The sequence below is a fragment of the Sphingomonas sp. GC_Shp_3 genome, from assembly GCF_026540945.1.
Taxonomy (GTDB): domain Bacteria; phylum Pseudomonadota; class Alphaproteobacteria; order Sphingomonadales; family Sphingomonadaceae; genus Sphingomonas.
This window is the reverse complement of record NZ_JALNUT010000001.1, coordinates 644933-669131: the sequence shown is the minus strand read 5'-3', so window position 1 is coordinate 669131 and position 24199 is coordinate 644933. Positions and strand designations below refer to the sequence as shown.

General features: G+C 65.4%; 21 protein-coding genes. 14 read left to right on the top strand and 7 right to left on the bottom strand.

What is annotated here, in order from left to right; genetic code table 11:
- Nucleotides 1–219 precede the first annotated feature (219 nt).
- Genes OXR00_RS19745 through OXR00_RS03285 form a run of 6 tightly spaced genes read right to left on the bottom strand, consistent with a single transcriptional unit; the run spans nucleotide 220 to nucleotide 7747 of the window.
- Nucleotides 220–2301 (bottom strand): NAD-dependent epimerase/dehydratase family protein, encoded by a 2082-nt coding sequence (locus tag OXR00_RS19745; RefSeq protein WP_346731976.1) that lies wholly within the window; start codon nucleotides 2299–2301, stop codon nucleotides 220–222.
- Nucleotides 2298–3386 carry a glycosyltransferase gene (locus OXR00_RS03305; RefSeq protein WP_267386622.1) on the bottom strand — a complete coding sequence of 363 codons (1089 nt, stop codon included), beginning with the start codon at nucleotides 3384–3386 and terminating at the stop codon, nucleotides 2298–2300. Before OXR00_RS03305 ends, OXR00_RS19745 begins: the two co-directional genes overlap by 4 nt.
- The gene (locus tag OXR00_RS03300; protein ID WP_267386621.1) at nucleotides 3383–4489 is read right to left on the bottom strand and encodes a glycosyltransferase; all 1107 of its coding nucleotides are present in this window, start codon (nucleotides 4487–4489) and stop codon (nucleotides 3383–3385) included. The genes OXR00_RS03305 and OXR00_RS03300 overlap by 4 nt, the downstream gene beginning before the upstream one ends.
- Entirely contained in the window at nucleotides 4486–5586 is a 1101-nt protein-coding gene (locus tag OXR00_RS03295) for a glycosyltransferase family 4 protein (protein ID WP_267386619.1), read from the bottom strand. Before OXR00_RS03295 ends, OXR00_RS03300 begins: the two co-directional genes overlap by 4 nt.
- Nucleotides 5583–6635, bottom strand: coding sequence for an SDR family NAD(P)-dependent oxidoreductase (locus OXR00_RS03290; protein ID WP_267386618.1), 1053 nt, complete (start codon nucleotides 6633–6635; stop codon nucleotides 5583–5585). The genes OXR00_RS03295 and OXR00_RS03290 overlap by 4 nt, the downstream gene beginning before the upstream one ends.
- Nucleotides 6632–7747: an NAD-dependent epimerase/dehydratase family protein gene (locus tag OXR00_RS03285; RefSeq protein ID WP_267386617.1), complete on the bottom strand. Its 1116-nt coding sequence runs from the start codon at nucleotides 7745–7747 to the stop codon at nucleotides 6632–6634. The genes OXR00_RS03290 and OXR00_RS03285 overlap by 4 nt, the downstream gene beginning before the upstream one ends.
- A gap of 276 nt (nucleotides 7748–8023) precedes the next feature.
- On the opposite strand from OXR00_RS03285, the gene OXR00_RS03280 reads away from it, so the two are divergent.
- From OXR00_RS03280 to OXR00_RS03255, 6 genes are read left to right on the top strand one after another with little or no spacing between them, the layout of a single operon-like run.
- Nucleotides 8024–8620: a histidine phosphatase family protein gene (locus OXR00_RS03280; RefSeq protein ID WP_267386616.1), complete on the top strand. Its 597-nt coding sequence runs from the start codon at nucleotides 8024–8026 to the stop codon at nucleotides 8618–8620.
- Nucleotides 8617–9414 (top strand): TIGR04290 family methyltransferase, encoded by a 798-nt coding sequence (locus OXR00_RS03275; RefSeq protein ID WP_267386615.1) that lies wholly within the window; start codon nucleotides 8617–8619, stop codon nucleotides 9412–9414. Before OXR00_RS03280 ends, OXR00_RS03275 begins: the two co-directional genes overlap by 4 nt.
- Nucleotides 9411–10424, top strand: a complete 1014-nt coding sequence (locus OXR00_RS03270) for a glycosyl hydrolase (protein WP_267386614.1) — start codon at nucleotides 9411–9413, stop codon at nucleotides 10422–10424. Before OXR00_RS03275 ends, OXR00_RS03270 begins: the two co-directional genes overlap by 4 nt.
- A complete protein-coding gene (locus OXR00_RS03265; protein ID WP_267386613.1) occupies nucleotides 10421–10678 on the top strand; it encodes a hypothetical protein in 258 nt (85 codons plus the stop codon). Before OXR00_RS03270 ends, OXR00_RS03265 begins: the two co-directional genes overlap by 4 nt.
- Nucleotides 10678–11631: a zinc-binding dehydrogenase gene (locus OXR00_RS03260; protein ID WP_267386612.1), complete on the top strand. Its 954-nt coding sequence runs from the start codon at nucleotides 10678–10680 to the stop codon at nucleotides 11629–11631. Before OXR00_RS03265 ends, OXR00_RS03260 begins: the two co-directional genes overlap by 1 nt.
- Nucleotides 11628–12614 (top strand): Gfo/Idh/MocA family oxidoreductase, encoded by a 987-nt coding sequence (locus OXR00_RS03255; protein ID WP_267386611.1) that lies wholly within the window; start codon nucleotides 11628–11630, stop codon nucleotides 12612–12614. The genes OXR00_RS03260 and OXR00_RS03255 overlap by 4 nt, the downstream gene beginning before the upstream one ends.
- 6 nt (nucleotides 12615–12620) lie before the next feature.
- Here the strand turns inward: OXR00_RS03255 and OXR00_RS03250 are convergent, their stop codons facing one another.
- Nucleotides 12621–13844 carry an NAD(P)/FAD-dependent oxidoreductase gene (locus tag OXR00_RS03250; RefSeq protein ID WP_267386610.1) on the bottom strand — a complete coding sequence of 408 codons (1224 nt, stop codon included), beginning with the start codon at nucleotides 13842–13844 and terminating at the stop codon, nucleotides 12621–12623.
- Nucleotides 13845–14000: 156 nt separating this feature from the next.
- Here OXR00_RS03250 and OXR00_RS03245 point away from each other — a divergent pair, with 156 nt between their 5' ends.
- The 8 genes from OXR00_RS03245 to OXR00_RS03210 all read left to right on the top strand — a co-directional run bounded on the left by OXR00_RS03245 (nucleotide 14001) and on the right by OXR00_RS03210 (nucleotide 24197).
- The gene (locus OXR00_RS03245) at nucleotides 14001–14336 is read left to right on the top strand and encodes a DUF2934 domain-containing protein (protein ID WP_267386609.1); all 336 of its coding nucleotides are present in this window, start codon (nucleotides 14001–14003) and stop codon (nucleotides 14334–14336) included.
- Between the two features lie 244 nt (nucleotides 14337–14580).
- A complete protein-coding gene (locus tag OXR00_RS03240; protein WP_267386608.1) occupies nucleotides 14581–14811 on the top strand; it encodes a hypothetical protein in 231 nt (76 codons plus the stop codon).
- Nucleotides 14808–16508, top strand: coding sequence for a malto-oligosyltrehalose trehalohydrolase (gene treZ, locus OXR00_RS03235; protein ID WP_267386607.1), 1701 nt, complete (start codon nucleotides 14808–14810; stop codon nucleotides 16506–16508). Before OXR00_RS03240 ends, treZ begins: the two co-directional genes overlap by 4 nt.
- Nucleotides 16505–18910 (top strand): malto-oligosyltrehalose synthase, encoded by a 2406-nt coding sequence (treY, locus tag OXR00_RS03230; RefSeq protein WP_267386605.1) that lies wholly within the window; start codon nucleotides 16505–16507, stop codon nucleotides 18908–18910. Before treZ ends, treY begins: the two co-directional genes overlap by 4 nt.
- 130 nt (nucleotides 18911–19040) lie before the next feature.
- Nucleotides 19041–19643: a cytochrome c3 family protein gene (locus tag OXR00_RS03225; RefSeq protein WP_267386604.1), complete on the top strand. Its 603-nt coding sequence runs from the start codon at nucleotides 19041–19043 to the stop codon at nucleotides 19641–19643.
- A complete protein-coding gene (locus OXR00_RS03220; protein WP_267386603.1) occupies nucleotides 19631–22330 on the top strand; it encodes a molybdopterin dinucleotide binding domain-containing protein in 2700 nt (899 codons plus the stop codon). The genes OXR00_RS03225 and OXR00_RS03220 overlap by 13 nt, the downstream gene beginning before the upstream one ends.
- Nucleotides 22330–23688 carry an NrfD/PsrC family molybdoenzyme membrane anchor subunit gene (gene nrfD, locus OXR00_RS03215; RefSeq protein WP_267386601.1) on the top strand — a complete coding sequence of 453 codons (1359 nt, stop codon included), beginning with the start codon at nucleotides 22330–22332 and terminating at the stop codon, nucleotides 23686–23688. The genes OXR00_RS03220 and nrfD overlap by 1 nt, the downstream gene beginning before the upstream one ends.
- On the top strand, nucleotides 23685–24197 hold the full coding sequence (locus OXR00_RS03210) for a quinol:electron acceptor oxidoreductase subunit ActD (RefSeq protein WP_242146414.1): 513 nt from the start codon (nucleotides 23685–23687) through the stop codon (nucleotides 24195–24197). Before nrfD ends, OXR00_RS03210 begins: the two co-directional genes overlap by 4 nt.
- Nucleotides 24198–24199: the final 2 nt, after the last annotated feature.

Here is a 24199-nt window from a genome sequence, read left to right as displayed (position 1 = left end):
CGGTGCCTGATACAGCAGAGGTGCCGGTAATCTACGTTGACGACCGCCAAACCAGTAACGTTCTCTCCGCGCCCTGATCGAGGCCGTGGTCGACGAGAACGCTCGGGCAAGGCTCTCACCGGACAGTTTGCCCCAAACGACACGGATTATCTGTTGTACGTCGGCCGCCTGACGACCAAGAGTGCTGCGACGCGCGCTTGGTCGTAAATCCGTGTGGGATTATTCCGCGGCCGCCAATACCGGCGTTTTCGGCGAGACGCCTGCCGAACCGATTTCCTCCGCAAACCACGCACAGGTGCGTTCCAGCCCGGTAGCCAGATCGACGCGTGGTTCCCAGCCAAGCAGGGCCTTGGCACGGCCGATGTCGGGCTTGCGCCGGCGGGGGTCGTCGATCGGCAGCGGCAGGCGTGTCACCGTGGCCTCCGTTCCCGTCATCGCGATCACCCGGTCCAGCAGATCGTTGATGGTAAGTTCGTTCGGGTTGCCGAGATTGATCGGCTCCAGCCCGTTGATGTCGCTTTCCATCAGTCGCATCAGCCCGTCGACCAGATCCGACACATAGCAGAAGCTGCGCGTCTGCGAGCCGTCGCCGTAGATGGTGATATCGTTGCCCGACAGCGCCTGACAGATCAGATTGGACACGACGCGTCCGTCATCCGGGTGCATTTGCGGTCCATAGGTGTTGAAGATGCGCGCGACGCGCACCTCTGCACGTCGCATGCGCTGGAAATCGAAGGTCATCGCCTCGGCGGCGCGTTTGCCCTCGTCATAGCAGGCGCGCGGGCCGGTGCAGCTTACGAAGCCACGGTAATCCTCATGCTGCGGGTGCATCTCGGGATCGCCATAGACTTCGCTGGTCGATGTAAGCAGGAATCGAGCACCTGCCGTCTCCGCCAGCCGCAACAGGTGGTTGGTGCCCGTGACGTTGGTCAACATCGTATGTTCGGGATCAAGCTGATACTGTGGCGGCGAGGCCGCGCAGGCGAGGTTGTAGATGCGCTTGATCCGGGCGGCGCGCGCGGTGATGCTGGCGGGCAGCGGATTGACGATATCCCCTTCGACGAACTCGAAACGCGGATGATCGATCAGCGCGCGCAGGTTTGATTCCCGCGACGTCTGCAGGTTGTCTAGGCACACCACGGTTTCGCCGCGCGCGAGAAGGGCGGCGCACAGATGTGAGCCGATGAACCCGGCCCCGCCTGCAACGAGGGTGATCTGGGGTGGCATGGCCTGTCTCCTGTTTGCGTCCGCTCGCGGTGTCGCGACCGCGTTGAGGTAGGTTTCGAGTTCTGCGGCGCGGTGCGCTGCGGTGTGGCGCGCCAGTACGCGGCTCTGCGCGGCAGCGCCGAGCGCATCGGCATCGCGCGCGATCGCGGCGATCACGTCCTCGGTCGTATCGGCGAGCAGGATCTCGTGGCCGGGCATGAACAGCGTATCGATTCCCTCCCACCGGTCCGAGATGATCGGCGTACCGCACGCGCCTGCCTCGAACAGCCGCACCGACGGCGACCAGCCCGACGCGATCATGTCGGCGCGCGTCACGTTCAGGGTGAAGCGCGACGCCGAGTAGAAGGCGGCATGGTCTGCGGGCGGCAGGTGGTCGATCCGCTCGACGTTGGCTGGCCAGTCGATATCCGCGGGATATTGCGGGCCCGCCACGGCAAAACGCCGGTCCGGGCAAGCGCGGGCAACCGCCAGCAGCAGCCGCTCGAGCGTCGGCTGGCGATCGGGGCTGTAGGTGCCGAGGTACGACAGGTCCCACCGCTTCGCCACATCGGTCTGGTAGTACTTATCCGGGTCGACCGAGCAGTATAACGCGCGTGCCGCCTGTGCGCCGTAGTCGCCTTCGAGGCGGTCGAGCGTCGGACCGCCGGTGAACGACAGGTACACGTCGTAGCCCGGGATGACGTCTGGTGAGAGATACTCGAAGTCCCCACGCGCCAGCTTGGCCAGGGTGACAGGCGTGTCGATGTCGTAGAACGCGCATCTACGGGCATGATCCTGGACGAACCGCGCGACCGCGACGCCGTCCGGCACGTAAGAGCCGACGATGACCGCATCGGCCTCCGCGATCTCCGCGCGCCATTCCTCCAACGCGGGCAGGTCGGCATAATATTCGAGGCGACAGAAATCCGGGTTGGGCAGATCACGGTGCGCACCGGCGTACCACGGCACTTCCCGTTCGAGAAACAGCACGTCATGCCCGCGCGCCGCGAACGCCTTCAGCAGCGCGCGAAACGTGGTAGCGTGACCGTTGCCCCAAGACGAGCCGAGGCTGAGGCCGAGAACGACGAGTTTCATGCCGCCACCGTCGTGTTCGCGCGCTGTGTGCGGAACAGCGCATCGACCTGCGCACCGCGCAACGCATAGGTGTGTTCGGCCAGCACGCGGGCAAGTGCCGCCTGGCCGATCTCCTTCGCCCGCTCGGGCTCGAGCGCGGCGAGATGATCGGCGACGTCCTGCCCGTCCCGGGCGACCAAAACTTCCTTGTCGGGTATGAGGAACTGCTCGATTCCCTCCCACGCATCGGTGATGAGGCAGGCAGCGGCGCCGGCTGCCTCAAACACGCGCGTCGCGGGCGAGAAGCCGACCTCCGCCATGCTGTCGCGCGCGACGTTCAACACCGCGCGCGGCGTGCAGTTGAACGCGTTGTGCTGGTGCGTGTAGACGTGGCCAAGATGGCGCACGTTGCCGGGCATGTGCTTGCTGTCCCAACCGTTACCGCCGATCAGAAACGCGCGGTCGGGCAGGGCGGCGGCGGCCTTGAGGAAGAACTCCTCCACGCGCGCCTCTCGATCGGGCAGGCGATTGCCGAGGAAGGCGAGATCGCTCGCAAAACGCGGATCGGGCTCGACCGGAAAGTGCGTCTCGGGGTCGAGCGCGTTGTAGATCGGCTCACACGCTGCCGCGCCGAAGCCCCGATAGGCTTGGATCACGGGCGGACCGCCGCCATAGGTCAGCACCAGATCGATGTCGGGCAGGGCGCGGCGGACTGGATGCGACAGGTCAGCCCGCATCTCATCGAGTGTGGCGGCGGCATCGACGTCCCAGAAGATCTTTATCGCATCCGGCCGCGCCCGCGCGATGATGCCGTCGAGCAGTTCGGCATCATACACACCCACTCCATTCGCCTTCACGACGATGTCCGCGTCGCCCGCCTCGGCCAACACGCTGCGCAGGCCCTCGTCCGTGGCGGGATACACGACCGATCGTACCCACTCTGGCGGGTCGATGTCGCGGTGCTGCTGCCGCTCGAACGCGTCGGGTTCGTAGAAAGTGATGTCGTAGCCATGGCTCGCCAGCGCCTTCAGCACGCCGCGATAGTAAGTCGCCGCGCCGTTCCAGTAGGAGGACAGCAAGCTGGACCCGTAAAAGGCGATCTTCATGCGAGTTCTTTCTGAGTAACGCCGAGCGATGCGGTGATCGCGAGCAGTTCCTCGACGCGGTGCGCGCAGGTGTGGCGAGCACGGATCGTTTCCAGGCCATGCGCGACGAGGCTCTCGCGCAACGCCGCATCGTCGCGAAGCGCGGTTAGGTGGCGGGCCATCTCGGCGCCGTCTGCTGCGATGAGATAGTCGGTGCCGGGCCGGAACAGGTGCTCCGCATCGTCCCAAGGCGCCGACACCAGCGGGATGCCGCACGCGAGTGCTTCGAACACGCGGATCGTCGGGATACCGGGCAAGATCGTCGCGTAATAGCGCCGCGGTACGTGCACGGTGGCGAGCGCCCGCGCGAAGATCGCCGGAGCGCCGGCATTGGGTGCCCAGCCATGATAAGCTGCGCCGTGCCGCGCCAGCATCGCACGCGCTTCCGTCGGGTAGCGCACGCCATAGATGTCGAGCGGCAGGCCAGCGGCAGCGGCGGGCGCGAACAGGAAGCGTTCGAGCTCCTCGGTCCGCTCACCGTCCCCCCAATTGCCGATCCAGACGAGGCCGCTACGCTTGCCTTCGGTCAGGGATGGATGGAAGCGGCGCGTGTCGGCGGCTTCGTGCCACGTCCACACGCGACCCTGCCAGCCCCAGCCGCGATAGACCTCGGAAAGCGTCTCGCCGAACGCCAGCACGCCGTCATAACCGGACAGGTCATATGCGCGCATCTCTTCCGGCGCGCTCACCGCACGGTGGTGCGTGTCGTGGAACAACAGGGTGAAACCTGCGCCATGTTTGCGCAGGTCACCCACGGCTTTGACCAGCGCAGGTTCGTTCCATTCGTGCATCAACACGAGATCGGCGCCTTCGGTCATAGCCGCCGCCTCCATCTCCGCGCCATAAGTGCGTGACGCGAGTTCGGGATAAGCAGCTCGGTAGGCGGCGAGACCATCCTCGCCATGATCGCCAAGCAGATTGGCGAGGCTCCATGCGCCTTCCGGCTCCCAGACGGTGACATCATGTCCGCGCGCGATCAATTCGCTCAGCACACCGCGCAGAAAATGGGCGTTGCCGTGGTTCCAGCATGACGTGAGGCTGTGCGTGAAGTACGTGATTTTCATGCGGCAACCCTCGTGACGTCTCCGGAGAGCAACGCGCGATAGTGTGTTGCCATGGCCCGCGCGGCCGCCGCCGGCGTGTAGCGCGCCGCGCGCACGCGCGCTGCCTCGCCGAGCGTGTGCCGGCGTGCCGGGTCGGCGATCAACGCCTCGACCGCCGCGGCCCACGTCTGTGCGTCATCGCCCGAGACGAATACAGCTGCGCCGTCCCACAATTCGCGGAACGTTGCGATGTCGGAGAGCACCAACGCACATCCCGCTTGTGCGGCCTCCAACACCGCCAAGCCGAACGGCTCGAAGCTGGCCGCGGAAACGAACACCGGGCGCCCGGCAAGCCGCCGCCGCACCGTATCGCCATCGATTTCGCCCAGCGTTTGAAGATGGTTGAGCGTGACCCGCTCATTGTGTGGGCCGACCAGAGCGCCCGCCGCATAGAACGGTACGGCCAGCCGCGCGGCGACCCGATCGAGCAACGCCGCGTTCTTTACGCTGTCCCACATCCGCCCGACCGTAATCGCCTCATCGCTGAGCGGACCCGGCTTGATTTCGGCCGGCGCGTTACGGCCGTTGTGAACCGCGACAGGCGCAAGCGGCAGTCCGTAAAGTGCGGCGACGCTCTCGCCATAGGCGCGTGTCGGCGCGACGACGCGATCCACAGCGCGCAGACCCTCCAGCATGAGGGAGCGGTGCCAAAGGTAAGCCTGGTCGAGTTGGGATCGCTTAGCAGCCGCCCACCACGTCGAAACGCAGCCATGCGTGACCGCGATCGTTGGCAGTCCCGCCGGTGCGGCGGCAAGCGTGGGCATGTTATATTGGATCAGATCGACCGCGTGTTCCCGCGCCAGATCGGCGATCGCGGCGCCTGCCGCCCTCACGGGTGCTGCATCTTCGCACAACCAGTCGACCGGCAGCCCCGTGTCGACCAACGTCACGCCGGGTATCGCATCCGCCGCTCTGCGTTGATCGGCACTTGGCGCGGGCCCGAGCAGCGCTATCACCGTGTCCACCCCGAGCGGCGCAAGCGCGCCGGCAAGGTCGGTTGCATATTGCCAGACACCCCCGATCGCGTCCGCGGTCATCAGCAACCGCAATGGCTTCATGAAACGCGTTCCAAGGCCGGTGACGGCGCATGCTGCTCGGTTAGCCACTTGGCGAGTTTGGCCACGCCGTCGCGCCAGCCGACCCGCTGCGCCAGGCCGAGCGTCGTGTCGAGCAACCGCGTGTCGGCAACGAAATAACGCTGGTCGCCCGCACGCCAATCGGAGAAGCTCACGTCCGGCTCGCGACCGATCAGCGTGCCGATGTAATTGAGCAGCACGCGCAGGCTCACCGCATTGTCGGTCCCCCCGCCGAGATTGAAGGCGCGGCCTTGCACCCGGTCGATCGCACGCCATGCGGCGAGATATGCCGCGACCGCATCTGACACATCGCAAATGTCGCGCACCTGATGACCGTCGCCGTACAAGGTGATCGCTTCGCCCTTCAGCGCGCGGATCAGGAAGTGCGCGACCCAGCCCTGATCTTCGGTCCCCATCTGGCGCTGGCCGTAGATGCAGCTCATCCGCAACACCGTTGCGGGCACGCCATAGCTGCGCGCGTAGTCGAGCATGTACTGGTCGGCAGCGCCCTTCGACACGCCATAAGGCGTATGGAAATCAAGCGGGCGATCCTCGCCGATACCATGATCGCGGATGCGCGGCTCGGTCGGCGCATAGCCGCCCGCACCCAGCGCGAAGTCGAGGTCTAGCAGGTCGCCATAGACCTTGTTGGTCGAGGCGAAGATCACCGGCGTCGCGTCGCGCTTTGCCCTTACGGCTTCGAGCAGGTTGAACGTGCCGAGCAGATTGATCTCAAAATCGTCACGCGGATCATTAAGGCTGGTGGTTACCGCGACCTGCGCGGCAAAGTGGAACACGGCCTGCGCTTCCGCCACCGCCCGCCGCAATTCGGCGTCCTCTCGGATGTCGGCCTTGATGAGCGTCACCCGGTCGCCATGCCGCTCCTGCAACCACGCCGCGTTGCGCTCTACGCCGGGGCGGCTGAGCGCATCGTACAGCAACACGGCGTGGCCGTCAGCGGCAAGCGCATCGGCAAGGTTCGATCCGATGAAGCCCGCGCCACCAGTGACGAGGATCGGCGCGTCGTTCATGCCACCAGCCCACGCTTTTCGAGTTCGGCGCGAGCGTGCGCGACGTTATCTTGAGCCGTTTGCCTGCCAACCCATTCGGCAAGTTCGGCGAGACCTTCGATGAAGTCCTGCCGGGCGGTGAAGCCGAGCGCCTCGGCCGCCAAGGTGGTGTCGCAGAAACAGTGGCGGATATCGCCGATCCGTGCCTTGCCGACGATCTCGGGCGCGGTATCGTTCTTGCCCATCGCGCGCGCCAGCGCCTCGGCCACTTGCGTCACCGAACGATCGTTGCCCGAGCCGATGTTGAAGGTCTTGCCGACCGCCTTGCCATCGACCAGCGCGTCGGCGAAAGCGCGCGCCACGTCGGTGACGTGGACGAAATCGCGACGCTGCTCGCCATCCTCGAAGATCATCGGGCGCTGGCCGTTAAGCAGCCGTGCCGCGAAGATCGCCAGCACCCCGGTGTACGGGTTCGACAGCGCCTGACCGGGCCCATAGACGTTGAACAACCGCAGGCACACGCTCTCGATCCCGTAAGGCGCGCCCATGATGTGGGTGGTACGCTCCTGCACATATTTGTTGAGTGCGTAGATCGAGGCGAGACTGGGGCGTTTCCACTCGGGCGTCGCCATGGGCGTGAGCGGTCGGCCCTGCGCATCGACCGGCTCCCAGTTCGCCTGTCCGTCCCGGACGATGCCGCGCTCGGCATTCTCGACGATCGCACCGTCCGCATCGCGGTACAGACCTTCGCCGTAGATCGACATCGAGGAGGCGGTGACAACGCGGCGCACGGGATTGTCGATCAGCCGCTCGAACAGTACGGCGGTGCCGACATCGTTGACGCTGGTATAGCGTTCGACCTCGTACATCGACTGACCGACGCCGACTTCTGCGGCGAGATGAATTACGCTATCCACGCCGCTCAGCGCACGCACCACCGCGTCGCCATCACGCACATCGGCGTGGATCAGCTCGACGTCTTCGGCGAGCTGCTCGGGACGGCCGCCTTCGCCATGAACCTGTGGAATCAATGCATCGAGTACGCGCACCGTGTTACCGCGCCGTAGCAGCTCGTCGCAAACAAAGCGACCAATGAACCCGGCCCCGCCGGTAACAAGAACAGTCTCGCTCATGCGGGGACTCCATCGGCAATCACATCAGAAACGTCAGCAGGGGCAGAATTGATCGAGATCAACAAAGTAGGATATTGGTCTCGATCCGATTTGCCATGCATATGCTGCTCTCCAAAGACGCAGGTGTTTCGATACGACAACGATAATGCTTCTTCTTCTTCTAAGTTCCACCTTTCTGCCACAAATACAACACGAATGAGGAACTTAGAAGCTGGGGATGGGTTTCGCCTTCGTAACGACCCAGCCTGCAATCCGTAGGCGCCTGCGGGAGCTTGCGTGACTGCCACTCTGTACTTGATCCGGCACGCGCCGCACGATCACCTCGGCCGTATTCTGTCTGGGCGCACGCCTGGCATCCCGCTCAGCGACGACGGGCGCGGCCGGGCGCGACGGCTTTCGGCGGCGCTCAGCGCGCGCCGCTTCGCCAGCATATGGTCGAGCCCTGTTCAGCGTGCACGCGAAACGGCACGGGAGATCGTGACCGGGCGGGGGCTGGGCGTGCAGGTCGACAACGCTCTAGACGAGATTGATTTCGGTGACTGGACGGGCAAGACATTCGATACACTCGCCGTTGACGACCAATGGGCCATATGGAACAGCGCGCGCGGCGAGGCGCTGACACCGGCCGGCGAGAGCATGTCGGCGGTGCAGATGCGCGTGGTGACGTTTGCGCGCACTGTCGCGCTCGCGCATCCGGGTGAGGCGGTGGTGCTGGTCAGCCACTGCGACGTGATCCGCGCGGCACTTGCGGGCTGGTTGGGCCTGCCACTCGGCAACGCGCTCAACTTCGATGTCGATCCCGCTTCGGTCAGCCGCGTCGCGGTGGGCGACTGGGGCGCTCGGGTTCTTTCCATTAATGAGGTGTTTGCATGAGCGCGCATGATGATACGGGTTTGCGCGATCGGGTCGAGGCGCTTGCGCCGTGGTTCCACAACATGGATCTCGGCGGCGGCCTGTGGACCGCGCCCGACCATTTTCTCGGCAATTATCCGCGCTTCAAATTTGAGCGCTTCGCCTCGGCGCTGCCCGCCGATCTCACCGGCAAGACCGTTCTCGACATCGGTTGCAACGCTGGCTTCTATGCGATCGAAATGGCACGGCGCGGAGCGTCGCGAGTGGTCGGTATCGATAGTGATCCGCGCTACCTCGCGCAGGCGCAGCTTGCCGCCGAGGCCTTAGGCATCAACGGTATCGAGTTCCGTGAACTGGACGTCTACCGCGTCGCCGAACTTGGTGAGCGCTTCGACCTCGTGATCTTCATGGGGGTGCTCTACCACCTCCGTCACCCGCTGCTCGCGCTCGACCTGATCCGCGAACATATCGCGGGCGATCTTCTGCTGTTCCAGACGATGCAGCAGGGCGGCGATGCGGTGTATGATGTGCCGGAAGATCACCCGTTCCACGTGCCGGGTACCTTCGATGCGCCTGCCTACTTCACGGATCCGGGCTATCCCAAAATGCACTTCATCGAGCGTCAATATGCCGGCGACTGGACCAACTGGTGGGCGGCCAACGCCGCATGCAGCCAGGCAATGCTCCGCGCCGCAGGTTTCGCGATTGAGGCGCAGCCCGAATCCGAAGTCTATATCTGCCGCGTCGCGCCGGTGCCATTCCAGGAATGGCAGAATGGTCCGATGGCGGCATATCCCGCGAGGAAGCCCGCATGATCGAAGCCGCTATGCTCTGGAACGAGCCCAACAACAAATCGCACTGGGACCCGTCGCTTGACCCCGATTGGTCGCGCTTTGCCGATCATGTCTCACATGCCGGCAACGCGATCCACGCGATCAATCCCGCCGTCACGCGCGTACTGGGCGGGATGTCGCCCATCGATCCGCACTGGCTCGGGCGGATCGAGGGTTACGGCGCGCTTGACGCGGTCGACGCGGTGGCGGTGCACGGCTTTCCGCTCGACTGGAATCTGTGGCCGCTCAGCGCGTGGCCCGACAAGATCGACGAGATACGCGCCGTCACCGACAAGCCGGTGTGGGTGACGGAAGTAGGCGTAAGTTCTTTTGGTGCGGAAGAAGTACAGGCGTTCGGGCTCGAGCGCACCGTACAACTTCTCGAGGGCCGCGCGCCGCGTGTATTCTGGTATTCGCTGTTCGACCTGCCACGCAGCTGGGGCGCCGAAACACGCCACCGTGAGGCGGAGGGTTCGTCCTACTACCGGCACTTCTACCTCGGGCTGATCCGCGAGGATGGGTCGCCCAAACCGGCGCTCGACATCTACGCCAAGCACGCGGCCGAAATCGGGCTGATGCAGTGGTTCCATTATAACGACCCCCGGCTCGACGAGGCGGTCGCGTGGATGAAACGGCTCGGCACGCGGCGTATCCGTACTGGCCTGTCGTGGGCAGACAGCTTCCGCCCGGATGCGGTCGGGTGGTTCGACCGGCAGATGGAAGCGCTCGCCGACTTCGACGTGACCGTGACCTTCTGCTTCACGCCCGAGCATCTCGGCCTCGCGCCGCATCACACCAGTCCCGCGCAGGATCCGCAGGCGTTTGCCGATTTCTGTGCGTGGATGATCGACCGTTATGCCCCAGGTGCCGGTGCTTCGCCCGCCGTAGCCCCACCGCAGCCTGTCGCAGAACATGCGCTAGAGCGGCCCGAACTCTCCCCTTTGAACTTCAACCGCGACGAGCGCCTGGCTGCCGAACGGAGCATCGCATGACGCTTTCTCCGCAACAACGCGGCGTTGATCGATTCACCCATCAGACGCGCAACCATTCCGAACCGCTGGTGAACGGGCTAGAAAGTCACCGCGCGCGATTCAATTACTCGAGCAGACGGATGAACCGCTATCCCGGTAAGTGCGAAACGAACACGCCCCGCGTCTTGTCGGCGTGGAACGGCCGCGTGATCGCGTCGATCGGCGGCGGGCAAAAAGGCAAGGCATCGATGCTGCGTACCGAGGTGGCAAACTAATGCGCGCGGCGATTTTGGCGGCACCGGGCGAGATCCGGGTGGAAGACGTTGCGGTTCCCGAACCCGCTGCGGGCGAAGTGCGCGTACGGATCGAAGGCTGCGGCGTATGCGCTTCGAACCTTGAGCCCTGGGGCGGCAACCCGTGGACGCAATACCCCGGCGAGCCTGGTGGCCTCGGCCATGAGGGCTGGGGCATCGTCGAGGCAGTAGGTGCAGGTGTGGCTGGCCTTGTGACGGGCGACCGCGTTGCCGCATTGTCATACCGCAGCTTTGCAGAGAGCGATATCGCCAGCGCGGAAATGGTGGTGAAGCTACCTGAAAGCCTCGCCGGTAAGCCGTTTCCGGGTGAACCGCTCGGTTGCGCGTTCAACATCTTCCGCCGCAGCGACATTCGCCCGGGCGATACGGTCGCAATCGTCGGCATCGGTTTCCTCGGGGCAGTGCTGACGCGGCTGGCAAGCGAAGCGGGCGCGCGGGTCATCGCGATCTCTCGCCGCGCGGAATCGCTTGATCTGGCGCGGCATTATGGTGCGGCGGAGACGATCGTCATGGACGATCACTACCGCATCATCGAACAGGTTCAGGCGCTGACCAACGGCAAGGGTTGCGAACGCGTGATCGAGTGCGTTGGTAAGCAATGGCCGCTCGACCTGGCGGGCGAACTGGTCGGGTTTGGCGGACGGCTCGTGATCGCCGGCTATCATCAGGACGGGCCACGCCAGGTCAGCATGCAGATGTGGAACTGGAAGGGCATCGACGTCATCAACGCGCACGAGCGCGATCCGGCGGTACAGCGGCGTGGCGTGGAGGAAGCGGTCGATGCAATAGCGAACGGGCGGCTCGATCCGACTCCGCTCTATTCACACACTTACCCGCTGGAACAGCTTGGTGAGGCGCTGGATGCAACCCGCGACAAGCCGGAAGGCTTCGTCAAGGCGTTGGTGCTGCTATGAAAAAGCTTGGTTTCCTCGGTACCGGCTGGATTGGACGCCACCGCATGGCGGCGATGCTGGACACCGGGCTCGCCACCGCAGTCGCAATTTGCGACCCGTCGGCTGATTGCCTGGCGGATGCCGCGGTGCTCGCCCCGAATGCAGTGCGGGTGCGCTCGCTCAAAGAGATGCTCGCGCTCGATCTGGACGGGATCGTGATAGCGACTCCGAGTGCGCTGCATGCCGTTCAATCGGTGCAGGTGCTTGAAGCCGGCGTGGCGGTGTTCTGTCAAAAGCCGCTCGGTCGCGACTTGGCTGAAACGCAAGGCGTGATCGACGCGGCGCGCAAGGCGGATCGGCTTCTGGGCGTTGACCTGTCCTACCGCCATACGGACGCTATGCGCGCAATCGCGCCGCTGGTGGCAGGCGGCGATCTCGGTAAGGTGTTCGCGGTCGATCTTACGTTTCACAATGCCTACGGCCCGGACAAGCCGTGGTTCTACGATCCGGCGCAGTCGGGTGGCGGTTGCGTCGTAGACCTGGGCGTGCATCTGGTCGATCTTGCCTTGTGGGCACTTGGCTTTCCCGAGGTGACCGATGTCAGCGCAACGTTGCTGTCCGCCGCCGCCCCCCTGAAAATCGGGCTGGTTGAGGATTATGCGGTGGCGTCGTTCGTCGCGGGCGGCGTCTCGGTACGCCTCGGATGTTCGTGGCGACTTCATGCCGGGCGGGACGCTGTAATCGAGGCAGCGTTCTATGGTACTGCCGGCGGCGCTGCGCTGCGCAACGTTGATGGATCGTTCTACGACCTCAACGCCGAGCGTTTCGACGGCACCGGGCGTACGGTGTTGTCAGAGGCGGGCGACGTTTGGGGCGGTCGCGCGGCGGTCGCATGGGTCGAGGCATTGGAGCGCTCAAACACGTTCGATCCTACGGCTGAGACGTTTGCGGCCAGCGCACGCGTGCTGGATGCGATCTATGCCGCAGGTCTGTCGCAAGGCTGAAGCCGGTCACGGTCGGCTATCGATCACCTCGTTGGCAGCACGAATGCCGCTTTGCCACGCGCCGTGCGCGGTCGAGAAGTCTGTCGGATGCGTCGCCTCGCCGGCGAAAAAGATGCGTTCTTCGATAGGTCGGGCGAGGATCGCGCGCGCGCCAGCGTGGCCGGGTAGAGCGTGACTATAGGAGCCATTGATCCAGTCGGTTCGGCACCATTGCGATCCACCGAGCGGCCTTAGCTTCGCGCGGACCTCGCTGCCAAGCAAGGCGGCAAGTTCATCGATCGCGAGGCGCGCCGCCTCGGAAACCCCGACGCGCTCTAAAATGTCCGCACCCGGACCGCCGTAAAATGCCTCGATCACCGGCATCCCGAATGGGCGGATATAGTAGCTGCCGGTGTTGGGGTCGCGTGGGTTGCCGATCAGGTGCGTTTCTGTCTCGAATGCTTCCGGGGCAAGGATCTCCAGAAACACCTTGTCCGCGAGGCCGAGCGGAAGCTGCGTGGCGGCGTGAAGATGCTCGTTTGCGGATGCACCCAACGCGATCGCGCCGCTGGCGAGCAGGTTGGTGGAGACGGTGACGATCGCGGCTCTCGCCTCGACGGTGCCACGGCCGGTATCTAGCCGTACGCCGCGACCGTCATTCGCAATGCCGCGCACAGGTGTGCCGAGGCGGAGGTCGAGCTGTGGCAGGCTCGCGGAAAGCAACGTGCCATAGCCCTCGCGCACCCGCCAGTTGTGCTCGGTTGCTGCGTCATCATAGGCGAGGAAGTCCGCAACAGAGAGCCGATCTAGATCCGCGCCGTTCATGTAGCCGCTTAGCGCACGGCAGAAGGCGTTCCATTCACCGGCAGGCGCCAACGCATCGGATGCGCGATCGCTGGCGGGTGGGCTATCGTGCAGCCGCTGCTCCAGAGCGGCCCAGGCGTCGCCGGCGGCGGCCTTCTCCTCCGCATCGAAGCCGAGACCACGCCATTGCTTCGTCCAAGCGGAGGTGCCGCGCACGATCGTGAAGCCGGCTTCCTCGCCAATACCGACAAGTGGATTGCGATCGGCCGAGTGCAGCCAACCGCATCCGAAATCGAGAGCCATTCCGGCCAGCCCGACCGTGCAACCGCGTCCGCCAAGGCGGCTGCTTGCCTCCAGCAAGATGACGGACCTGTGCTGCGCAACCAACGTTCGCGCCGCCGCGATGCCCGCAGCGCCGGCCCCGACAATTGCAACGTCGTATTCCATTGCTTCATCCGCCCGCAGTAAAGGCGTTTCTATCTAAGGGGATGGGCGTTATGGCAACCGAGGAAAATCAGCATTGCACAGGTTAGGGCACGCATCCTTATGCGCCCTAAAGCATTGCTACGATCAAACCGCTTTAGCTGAGTAAGGGGAAGCGACATGCAACAGGATCGAGAATCGCAGGTCCGCCAACGCGCACACGCGATCTGGCTCGAAGAAGGAATGCCCGAAGGGCAGTCCGAGGCTCACTGGGATCGTGCTCAGTCGGAAATTGAGGCAGACGCCGCGAACGCTGCGCCCGCACCCGCGAGTGAAACAGCCGAGCCGGAAACCGCCGCGCCGGCCGTTGGAACCGAGCCTGAGTTCCAGAACCCGGATCCAGCTCCCGTGCCACCTGATGTCGAGGCGATTACCGATCCCGCTACGGCACGCGCGCCATCGGCTGCTAAAAAGCAGCCCCGCCGCAAGGTAAAGCCGGTCACGCCCGTTCGCTGAGCTTGCCCGCCGTGTTGCGGGTATCACTTGGTCTATCTTGATCCTGTTTTCTTAGGGAGTATATTTTGCGCCCATACTCCGACCGCTTAGAAGGCGGTTCCCCTTATCCTTTGGGTGCAAGCTTTGACGGCTTGGGCGTAAATTTCGCGATCTTCTCCGCCCATGCCGAGATGATCGAATTGTGTGTGTTCGAGGCCAGTTTGATGGCCTCGCTCGGTACGCCGATGATCGTCGCGCGCCCGCGATGCGGCGTGCGATCGCGCTCGACGATGGCCGGATCGAGGCGATCACCATGCTGATGAACGCGACCGATGACGCGATCACCTTTGCGTTGCCGGGGCCTTCCGCGGACCGGCATTTGTTGATCGACAGCGCGCAGCCTGATCTCGAACCGGTCGCGGTCGGGGACAATTACGAGGTGCAACCGCACGCGGCGGTCTTGATCCGCTGGATCGCCGAGCAGACTGGAGAATGACGATGTGGGGCCCTGAAGTCGGAACCGACGGGAGAACGCTGTTTCGCCTGTGGGCACCCGATCGCAAATCTGTGACGCTGGAATTCGACGGCGGCGAAACGCTGGCGATGACCGAAGCTGGCGGCTGGTTCACCGTGCATGCGGCGGCTTCGGCGGGAACACGCTATCGCTTCAGGCTCGATGCGGACCTTGTTGTGCCCGATCCCGCGTCGCGCTTGCAAGCGGGGGGCGTGCATGGCTGGAGCGTCGTTGCTCCGCCGCTTTCCGGTTCGGCTGATGAGTGGCGGGGTCGTCCGTGGGAAGAGGCGGTGATCCAGGAGGTTCATGTCGGTGCGCTCGGCGGCTTCACCGGCGTGGCAGACGCACTGCCGGCGATGGCCGAACTCGGCATCACCGCCGTCGAACTGATGCCGATCGGCGCGTTCGCCGGCACGCGCAACTGGGGTTATGACGGCGTGCTGCCGTTCGCGCCGGCCGAGGCTTACGGATCGCCGCAGGAGCTGCGCGCTTTGGTGAAGCGCGCCCATGAATTCGGCATGATGATCCTGCTCGACGTGGTGTACAATCACTTTGGTCCCGACGGCAACTTCCTTGGCGCCTATGCCAGCGGCTTCTTCCATGCGCGCGATACGCCCTGGGGCGGCGCGGTCGCGGTCGACCGGCCTGAGGTGGCGGCGTATTTTCGAGAGAATGCGCTGATGTGGATCGAAGACTACGGGTTCGATGGCTTGCGCTTCGATGCGGTGCACGCGATCGACAACCCCAAGTTCCTCGATGCGCTAGCCACGGACATCCGCGCCGCCGTCCCCGACCGCTCGGTGCATCTGATCCTCGAAAACGAGGAGAATGACGCTGACCGCCTGTCCGGTGGCAGGTACGACGCTCAATGGAACGATGATTTCCACAATGTGCTGCATGTCCTGCTCACCGGCGAGAGCGAGGGTTATTACGCTGCTTTCTCGGAAGATTCGACGGGCAAGCTGGCGCGCTGTCTTGGCGAAGGGTTCATCTACCAGGGTGAGGGCATGCCGCATCAGGACGGGCGGCCGCGTGGTAAGCCGAGCGGGCATCTGCCGCCGACGGCGTTCGTATCGTTCCTGCAAAATCATGATCAGGTCGGCAACCGCGCGCTCGGCGAGCGGCTGACGACGCTGGTCGCGCCGGAGCGGCTACGCGCGGCGGCCGCGCTGTTGCTGCTCTCACCGCAAATTCCGTTGTTGTTCATGGGCGACGAAACCGGCTCACGCACGCCGTTCTTTTTCTTTACCGATTTTCACGATGAACTCGCCGATATCGTGCGGGAAGGGCGGCGCAAGGAGTTCGCGCATTTCGCCGCGTTCGCGTCCAAAGATGCACGCGCCCAGATCCCGGACCCCAATGCCGAGACGACGCTGGAAAACTCCCGGCCCGTGCCCGGCGAAGACTCCGAGGACTGGCGCGGTCTCTACCGTGAGTTGCTGGCGCTGCGCCACGCTGAGATCGTGCCACGGTTGCGTGGCAGCACCGCGCAGGGTGCGCGCGTGCTGGGGCAGGGGGCCGTTGAGGCCGCATGGACGCTCGGCGACGGTGCCGTCCTGACTGTCGCCCTGAACATCGGCGACGTGGCAGTCGATGTTCGAGCCACCGCGCCGTGGTATTCACTCGGCACGCCGGGTGCCCCGGCGAGCTTCGCTGCATGGCTGGAGCCAAACGTATGACTGCTTTCCCACCCCGCGCAACGTACCGCATACAATTCAACCGCGATTTCACGTTCGCGGCGGCGGAAGCGATCGTGCCGTATCTTCATCGGCTCGGCATCAGCCATGTCTACGCATCGCCAATCACCACGGCTGTGTCGGGATCGCCGCACGGCTACGACGTCATCGATCCTACCCAGATCAATCCCGAACTTGGCGGCGAGGATGGCTTCCGCAGTCTTGTCGAGGCGCTGCACGCACGCGGCATGGGCGTTATCATCGATATCGTTCCCAATCACATGGGCGTTGCTGGCGGTGAGAACGGTTATTGGAACGACGTTCTGCGTAACGGTGCCGGTAGCCGTTACGCGCGCTGGTTCGATGTCGATTGGGATCAGCCGCTGCTATTGCCGATCCTCGGCGCGACGCTGGGTGAGGTGATCGATGCGGGCGACCTTCGGTTGGTCGACGGACGCCTCGAACTCTACGGCAGCGAGGGGCCACCGCTGCGCCCAGACGTCGCCGCGGAAGGCGATCTGCGCGCGCTGGTCGAAGCGCAGCATTATCGGCTCGCCTCCTGGCGTACCGCCAACGACGAACTTAACTGGCGCCGCTTCTTTACCGTCAATGACCTCGCTGGCGTCCGCGTCGAAGAGCCGGAGGTTTTCGACGCCACCCATGCGCTGTATTTCACGCTCTACGAACAGGGTCTGATCGACGGCGTCCGTGTTGACCATGTCGACGGGCTCGCCGATCCCGCCGGTTACTGCCGCAGCCTGCGCGAACGCTTCGACGCGATCGGCAGCGCCGATCGCCGCTGCTACATCGTCATCGAAAAGATCCTTGCCGGGGATGGACCGTTGGCGACCGACTGGCAGACCGATGGAACCAGCGGCTACGACTTCATGCGGGAGGTTACTGGCGTCCTCCATGCACCGGAAGGCGAGGCGCCGCTCGGTACATTGTGGCAGCAGATCAGCGGCCGGCCGGCGGATTTTACGCAGGAAGCGTTGACCGCTCGCCAGCAGTTGCTTGGCTGGAGCTTCACCGCGCAGGCGGATGCGTGTGTGGCGGCCTTCGCGGCGTTGGCGAACTCGGCCGCACAGTCCGACACCGCGTTCGAGGCGGTGACCTCCGGAATGCTGCGCCGCGCGATCGAGCGATTGCTATGGGTGTTCCCGGTGTACCGTAGCTACGGCCTTGGTGATTACGGCCCCGCCAGCGACGGCGTTGTACTCGATCGCGCCCTTGCCGACAGCGAGGCGTTCTGCCCGCCAGGCGAAACGGAGATCGCGCGCTACATCGTCGACTGGCTTGCGGGACGAGGCCCCGGCGACGCTTCGCTTGCCGCCGAAGCGGTCCGTCGTTTCCAGCAGCTTTCCGCACCGATCGCGGCCAAGGCTGTGGAGGACACCGCCTTTTATCGTCACGGTGTGCTGCTCTCCACCAACGATGTCGGTTTTGCTCCGGAGCACTTCGCGCTCGACATCCAGGCGTTCCATGCCGCGATGGCAGAGCGCCATTCCCACTTTCCGCATGCCATGCTGGCAACTGCCACGCACGACCACAAGCGCGGTGAAGATGTCCGGGCCCGGCTCGCGGCGATCAGCGGCATCCCCACCCTGTGGAAGGAGCATGTCGAGCGCTGGACCGCATTGGCAGAACCGCTCGCGCCCGGTGTCGACGCGGGCGACCGGTACGTGTTGTTCCAGACCCTGTTCGGGGCGTGGCCCGCGTCGGACGTTGGCGATGATTTCGCCGACCGCATCAAGGCGTGGCAGATCAAGGCGCTACGCGAAGCAAAGTTGCGATCTTCGTGGGAGGCGCCCGACGAGGGTTACGAGGGGCAGTGTACCGGGCTGGTGGATGCCTTGCTGGGTGACGCGAGCTTTGTTGATGACATGTCGGCGTTCGTGCGGCTGACCGCGCCAGCCGCGACCGCCAACAGCCTCGCTATCGCGGTGCTGCGCAACACGGTGCCCGGTGTTCCGGATTGCTACCAAGGCTCGGAATTGGAGGACCTCAGTCTCGTCGATCCGGACAATCGGCGGCCGGTCGACTATGCCAAGTGCGCGGCGGTGCTTGACGGGGCGGAAGACCCACTGTCCAAGCTGCAACTCATTGCCCGCCTGCTGGGCGCGCGTCGGGACACACCGGCGCTATTTGCAGAGGGCGATTACCGGCCCATTCCCGTGGTGGGCAAGCGTGCCGAGCATGTCCTCGCCTTCTCGCGAACGTTCGCGAGTTCGCGGCTTGATTGCGCGGTACTGGTCAAGGCCGCCGGTTTCCTTGTCGAGGCCGGCCGCACGACCCCGGACGCAGAGTGGTGGGGCGACACAACAGTGCAGTTCGAGCAACCGGTCCGCGCTGCCGATCTGTTTTCCGCCGCGCCGTATCATTTTACAGTGGCAGGTGGCCTATAAGCCACGCTAAAGGATCAACTTAAATGCTGGCGCGTAGTTTCGCCAACGGGTTGCATGAACAAGGGGAATAATGCCGCAGCTGTTCCAACCCGGAGCGAACACGCTGGCACGGATCGCGATCGCCGCGATCATGATCGTGCCGGCGTTGTTGCTTCTGGTCGGAGCGGTGGTGGCGCGGACAGATGCGGGCACGAACGAGGGCGCGTTTGTCGAACAGCCGGTGCCGTTCAGCCATCAGCACCATGCAGGGGAACTCGGCATCGATTGTCGGTATTGCCACACCGGCGTCGAAAAAGGCCCGATCGCCGGCGTGCCGCCGACGCACACCTGCATGACCTGCCACTCGCAACTCTGGACCAACGCCGCCCTGCTTGCGCCGGTGCGCGAGAGCCTCGCCAGCGGCAAACCGCTCGCTTGGGCGCGTGTCAACAAAGTGCCGGACTACGTCTACTTCGATCATCACGCGCATGTGAACAATGGTGTGCCGTGTGCGGCGTGCCACGGCGATCTGCGCCGCATGCCACTCACCCGGAAGGCCGCGCCAATGACGATGGAATGGTGCCTGGACTGCCATCGCGCGCCCGAGGACAGGATCGTCGCATCTGATCGCCGCTTCCAGTCCGCCCCCTACGACAAGCGCACCGACGCCGATCGCAGCGCCGCCCGTCAGACGATGCTGCGGATCGTTCATTCGGGGCGCAACCTCACCGATTGTTCGACATGTCACCGGTAGGCGGTGATGCGATCGGGCGGCGCGCGCTGCTCAAACTGCTCGCGGCGGGTGCGGCGGCCAGCGTGGCGGCATGCAGTAAGCCCGACGAGACGATCCATCCGCTCGTCGATCAGCCGGACGGCACGCTGCCGGGCCAGGTGCGTCGCTATGCAAGCGCGCTGCCGCTTGCCGGCTATGCGCGCGGCGTGACAGGGTTGGTCGTCAACGAGCGGCCAGTGAAGCTGGAGGGGCTTGCCGCGCATCCGGCGAGCCTCGGCGCGACCGACGTGTTCACCGAAAGCGCGATCCTCGACCTCTACGACCCGCAGCGACTGAAGGCGGTGAACGGGCCGTCCGGTCCATCTAACTGGCCGGCGGCGGCGCGCGCACTCTATGGCCGCGTCGCGCACCGTTGCGGCTCGGGGCTGGCGCTGCTCACCGGCCGCGTGACCTCGCCGACGATGCTCGCGCGGATTGCGGCGCTTAAGGCGGCGCTGCCGGATACGCGCCACGTCCGGTGGGAGCCGTTTGATGACGATGCCGCGCTCGCCGGCGCGCAGGCCACATTCGGGCGGCGGTTGACCGCACGCCCCCGCCTGGCCGAGGCCGACGCGATCCTGCTGCTCGATGCCGATCCGCTCGGACCGGGGCCGGAGCAGGTCGCGCTCGCCCGCGCGTGGTCGCAGCGGCGACGGACCGCGCCGATGCCGCGCATGATCGCGTTCGAGGGCTCGCCGAGCATCAGCGGCGCGATGGCGGACCTGCGCGTGCCCGCCGGCCCGCAGGCGATCGCGCTGGCCTGTCACTATCTCCATGCCGCGCTGACCGATGCGCCGCGCCCGCCGGTGCCGTCCGACCTTGCCCGCGCGCTGATCGCCGCCACCGCGATGCTGCGCGCCGGTGGCAAGCCGCTGGTGCTGGCGGGGGATCACCAGCCGGCCGAGGTCCATGCCTTCGCCGCGTGGCTCAACGCGCAGGTCGGCGCGCCGGTCGATTACCTCGCACCGGTCGACACCGATGCGACGCCGCACCGCGCGGCGTTGGCCGGGCTCGCGCGCGACATGCACGCCGGGCGGATCGACACGCTCATCATCATCGACGCCAACCCCTGCTACGCCGCGCCGCCGGGGCTGCGCTTCGCCGACGCAATGGCGAAGGTGCCGCTCACTGTCGCGGCGGTGCGCATTCCGGACGAAACCAGCGCGCGCGCGACATGGCAGGTGCCCCTGTCGCATCCGCTGGAAGGCTGGCACGACTGGCGTGCCGCAGACGGCACCGCCAGCATCGCGCAGCCGCTGATCCGCCCGATGTGGGATACGCGCTGCCCGAGCGATGTGGTCGACCTGATCCTCGATCCCGCGGCCGCACCGCAAAGCTATGCGCGTGTGCGTGAGACATGGGCGAGCCTTGGCGCGGACGGTTGGCGCAAGGCCGTGGCGGCGGGGGTCGTGCCGGACACCGCCGCCGCGCCAGTTGTACCGGGTGCGGCAAGGTTGGTGCTGCCGGTGATCCCAACTGCCGGCGCGAGCCTTTCGATCGTACCCTCGCCGACGCTGTACGACGGCCGCCTCTCGGCCAACGCATGGGCGCAGGAATGCCCTGAACCGCTCACCAAGGAAGTGTGGGGGTCGAGCGCGCGGATGCACCCCGACGACATGGCTGCGCTGGGTGTGGTCGACGGCGACATGGTGCGGATCGAGCGTGGCGGCGTTGTCACGCTGCCGGTGCGCGCGGTCCCCGGGCAGGCCCGCGGCGTGACGACGCTGCTGGCGGGCTATGGCCGCGACGGCACTGGTGCTGTGGCGGACGGGATCGGCGCCAACGCGTTCGTGCTCGACGCGCATGCGCCGCTCAAGATCACCAGGGCGGAAGGCCGCATCGCAGTCGTCACCACGCAACATCAGTTCGCGCTGGCCGGTGAACTCGAAAAGGTGTTTCCCGTCCTCGCCCCCGGCGCGGCGATGCCGGTGCCGGACAAGCACCCCTCGCTGCTGCCCAACCCGCCCGCGAAGGACAATGCACCGCCGCAATGGGCGATGGCGATCGATACGGATGTGTGCATCGGCTGCAACGCCTGCGTGATCGCTTGTCAGGCCGAGAACAACGTGCCGGCGATCGGCCCGCACGAGATGAGCGTCGGCCGCGACATGCACTGGCTACGCGTGGACCGTTACCAGACAGGGCAAGGCGAGGGCTTCCAGCCGGTGCCGTGCATGCAGTGCGAGGCGGCGCCATGCGAGCCGGTCTGTCCGGTCGAGGCATCGGTCCATGATGCGCAGGGGCTTAACGTGCAGGTTTACAACCGCTGCGTCGGCACGCGCACGTGCGAGGCGAACTGCCCGTACAAGGTGCGCCGCTTCAACTTCCTCGATTACGCCGGCGCGTCGCTGTGGGGCGATGCCGAGGATGCGTCGGTGACGGCGCAGCGTAACCCGGATGTGACCGTCCGCGCACGCGGTGTGATGGAGAAATGCACCTATTGCGTGCAGCGTATCGCCACCGCCACGCATGAGGCGGATGCCGGTGGTACGCCCGCCGCGCCCGTCACCGCCTGCCAAGCTGCCTGCCCGACACGCGCGATCACGTTTGGCACGCTTGCCGACGCGAGCATCCAGACCGCGCGCGCCGACCCGCGCCACTATGCGCTGCTGGAGGAACTCGGCACGCGACCGCGCACCACCTATCTCGCCAAACGGAAGAACGTCTGATGGAGGCGCATACGCGTCCTTCCGGCCGACGCTGGACGCTGCCGTCGCTGCGGACGCTGGAGGACGTGACCGAGACGGTCGCCGCGCCGCTGATGGACCGTTCGCCCGGCCGCTACTGGTGGATCGCCATGGCGGTGTGCGCGCTCGGAACCGGCATTGGCGCGCTCGCGGTCGGCTTCAGCTTCGTCTACGGGCCGGGCCTGTGGGGCAACAACACCGCTGTGGTGTGGGGCTTCCCGATCGCGAACTACGTGTGGTGGATCGGCATCGGCAACGCCGGTACGCTGATCTCCTCCCTGCTGCTGCTGACGCGGCAAAAATGGCGCGGTTCGATCAACCGCTTCGCCGAGGCGATGACGCTGTTCGCGGTGGCGATGGCCGGGTTGTTCCCGATCCTCCACCTGGGCCGGCCGATGTATTTCTATTGGCTCGCGCCTTACCCCAACACCATGGCGCTGTGGCCGCAATGGCGGTCCGCGCTGGTGTGGGATTTCTGGGCGATCCTCAGCTACCTGCTGTTCTCGGTGATGTTCTTTTACGTCGGGCTCGTGCCGGATCTGGCGACGTTGCGTGATCGGCCCGGCAGGCGCGGTTGGCGGCGGTTCTACGGACTGCTCGCGATGGGGTGGCAGGGCAGCCCCGCCCAGTGGCGCGCGCAGGAAAGGCTGCACCGCACGATGGCTGCGGTTGCGGTGCCGCTGGTGTGCTCGGTCCATTCGATCGTCGGCCTCGACTTCGCGGCCAGCTTGATGCCCGGTTGGACCGAGAGCGTGTTTCCGCCGTATTTCGTGGTCGGCGCGCTGTTCTCCGGCTTCGCGATGGTCGTGTTGATCGCGCTGGTGCTTCGCCGTGCGATGGGGCTGGAGGCGATGATCGTCCCCGCCCATTTCGATGCCATGGCGCGGATCATCCTTGCCGCGGGGATAGTGATGGGGGCGAGCTATGCCGCCGAGTGGTTCGGCGCACTATGGGGCGGCGAGGCTGCGGACGTGCGCGTGGTGCGCTATGAGTTCACGGGCGATTACTGGCCGTATTACGCGGCGATGCTGGCCGGCAACGTGCTTGCGCCCCAGCTGTTCTGGGTGCAGCGGCTGCGGACGTCGGTGCCCGTACTGGTCGGCGTTTCGGTCGCGGTGCTGATCGGGATGTGGCTGGAGCGTATCCTCATCATCCTCAACACGTTGTCGATCGGCTATGACCCAAGCTTCTGGCGGACCTATGCGCCGACCCTAGTCGATTTCCTGATCCTTGGCGGCACGGTGGCTGCGTTCGTGATGCTGTTGCTGATGTTCGCGCGCATATTGCCAGTCGTATCCATGCACGAGATGCGCAAACTGGTGGCGGAGGAGCGGGCATGACCGCGCTCGCGCTCGCGTGTTTCGAAGATGAAGGGCCATATTTGCGCGCACGCGTGCGACTGGTCGCGGACGGCCGCCGCGTGGTTGGCGAGTGGTTGCCGTATGCTGCGGAGTCGCTCGGCGAGGGCGTCGGTCGCGCCGGGGTGCGGGCGGCGGTGATCTGGGTGGGCTTGGCTGGCGCGATCGCGCTGTTCGCGCTCGAGGTTTGGAGCGCCGTTTGGGCTTACCCGTTCAATGAAGGCGGCCGGCCGTTGTTCAGTTGGCCCGCCTTCCTAGTCGCACCGGTCGAGGTCGGCGCTCTGGCGGGTGCGATTGGCGGCGTGGCTATGCTGTTCCGTAACGCGGGGCTGACCAAACTCCATCACCACGCCTTCGACATCGACGAGATGCTGCGCGCCAGCCAGGGCGCGTTCGTGCTCGCCATCGCCTGCGATGCGCAGGACGCGACCACCGTATTGGGGATCATGGCGCAAGCCGGCGCCACGCACAGCAGGCTGGTGACGTCATGAGG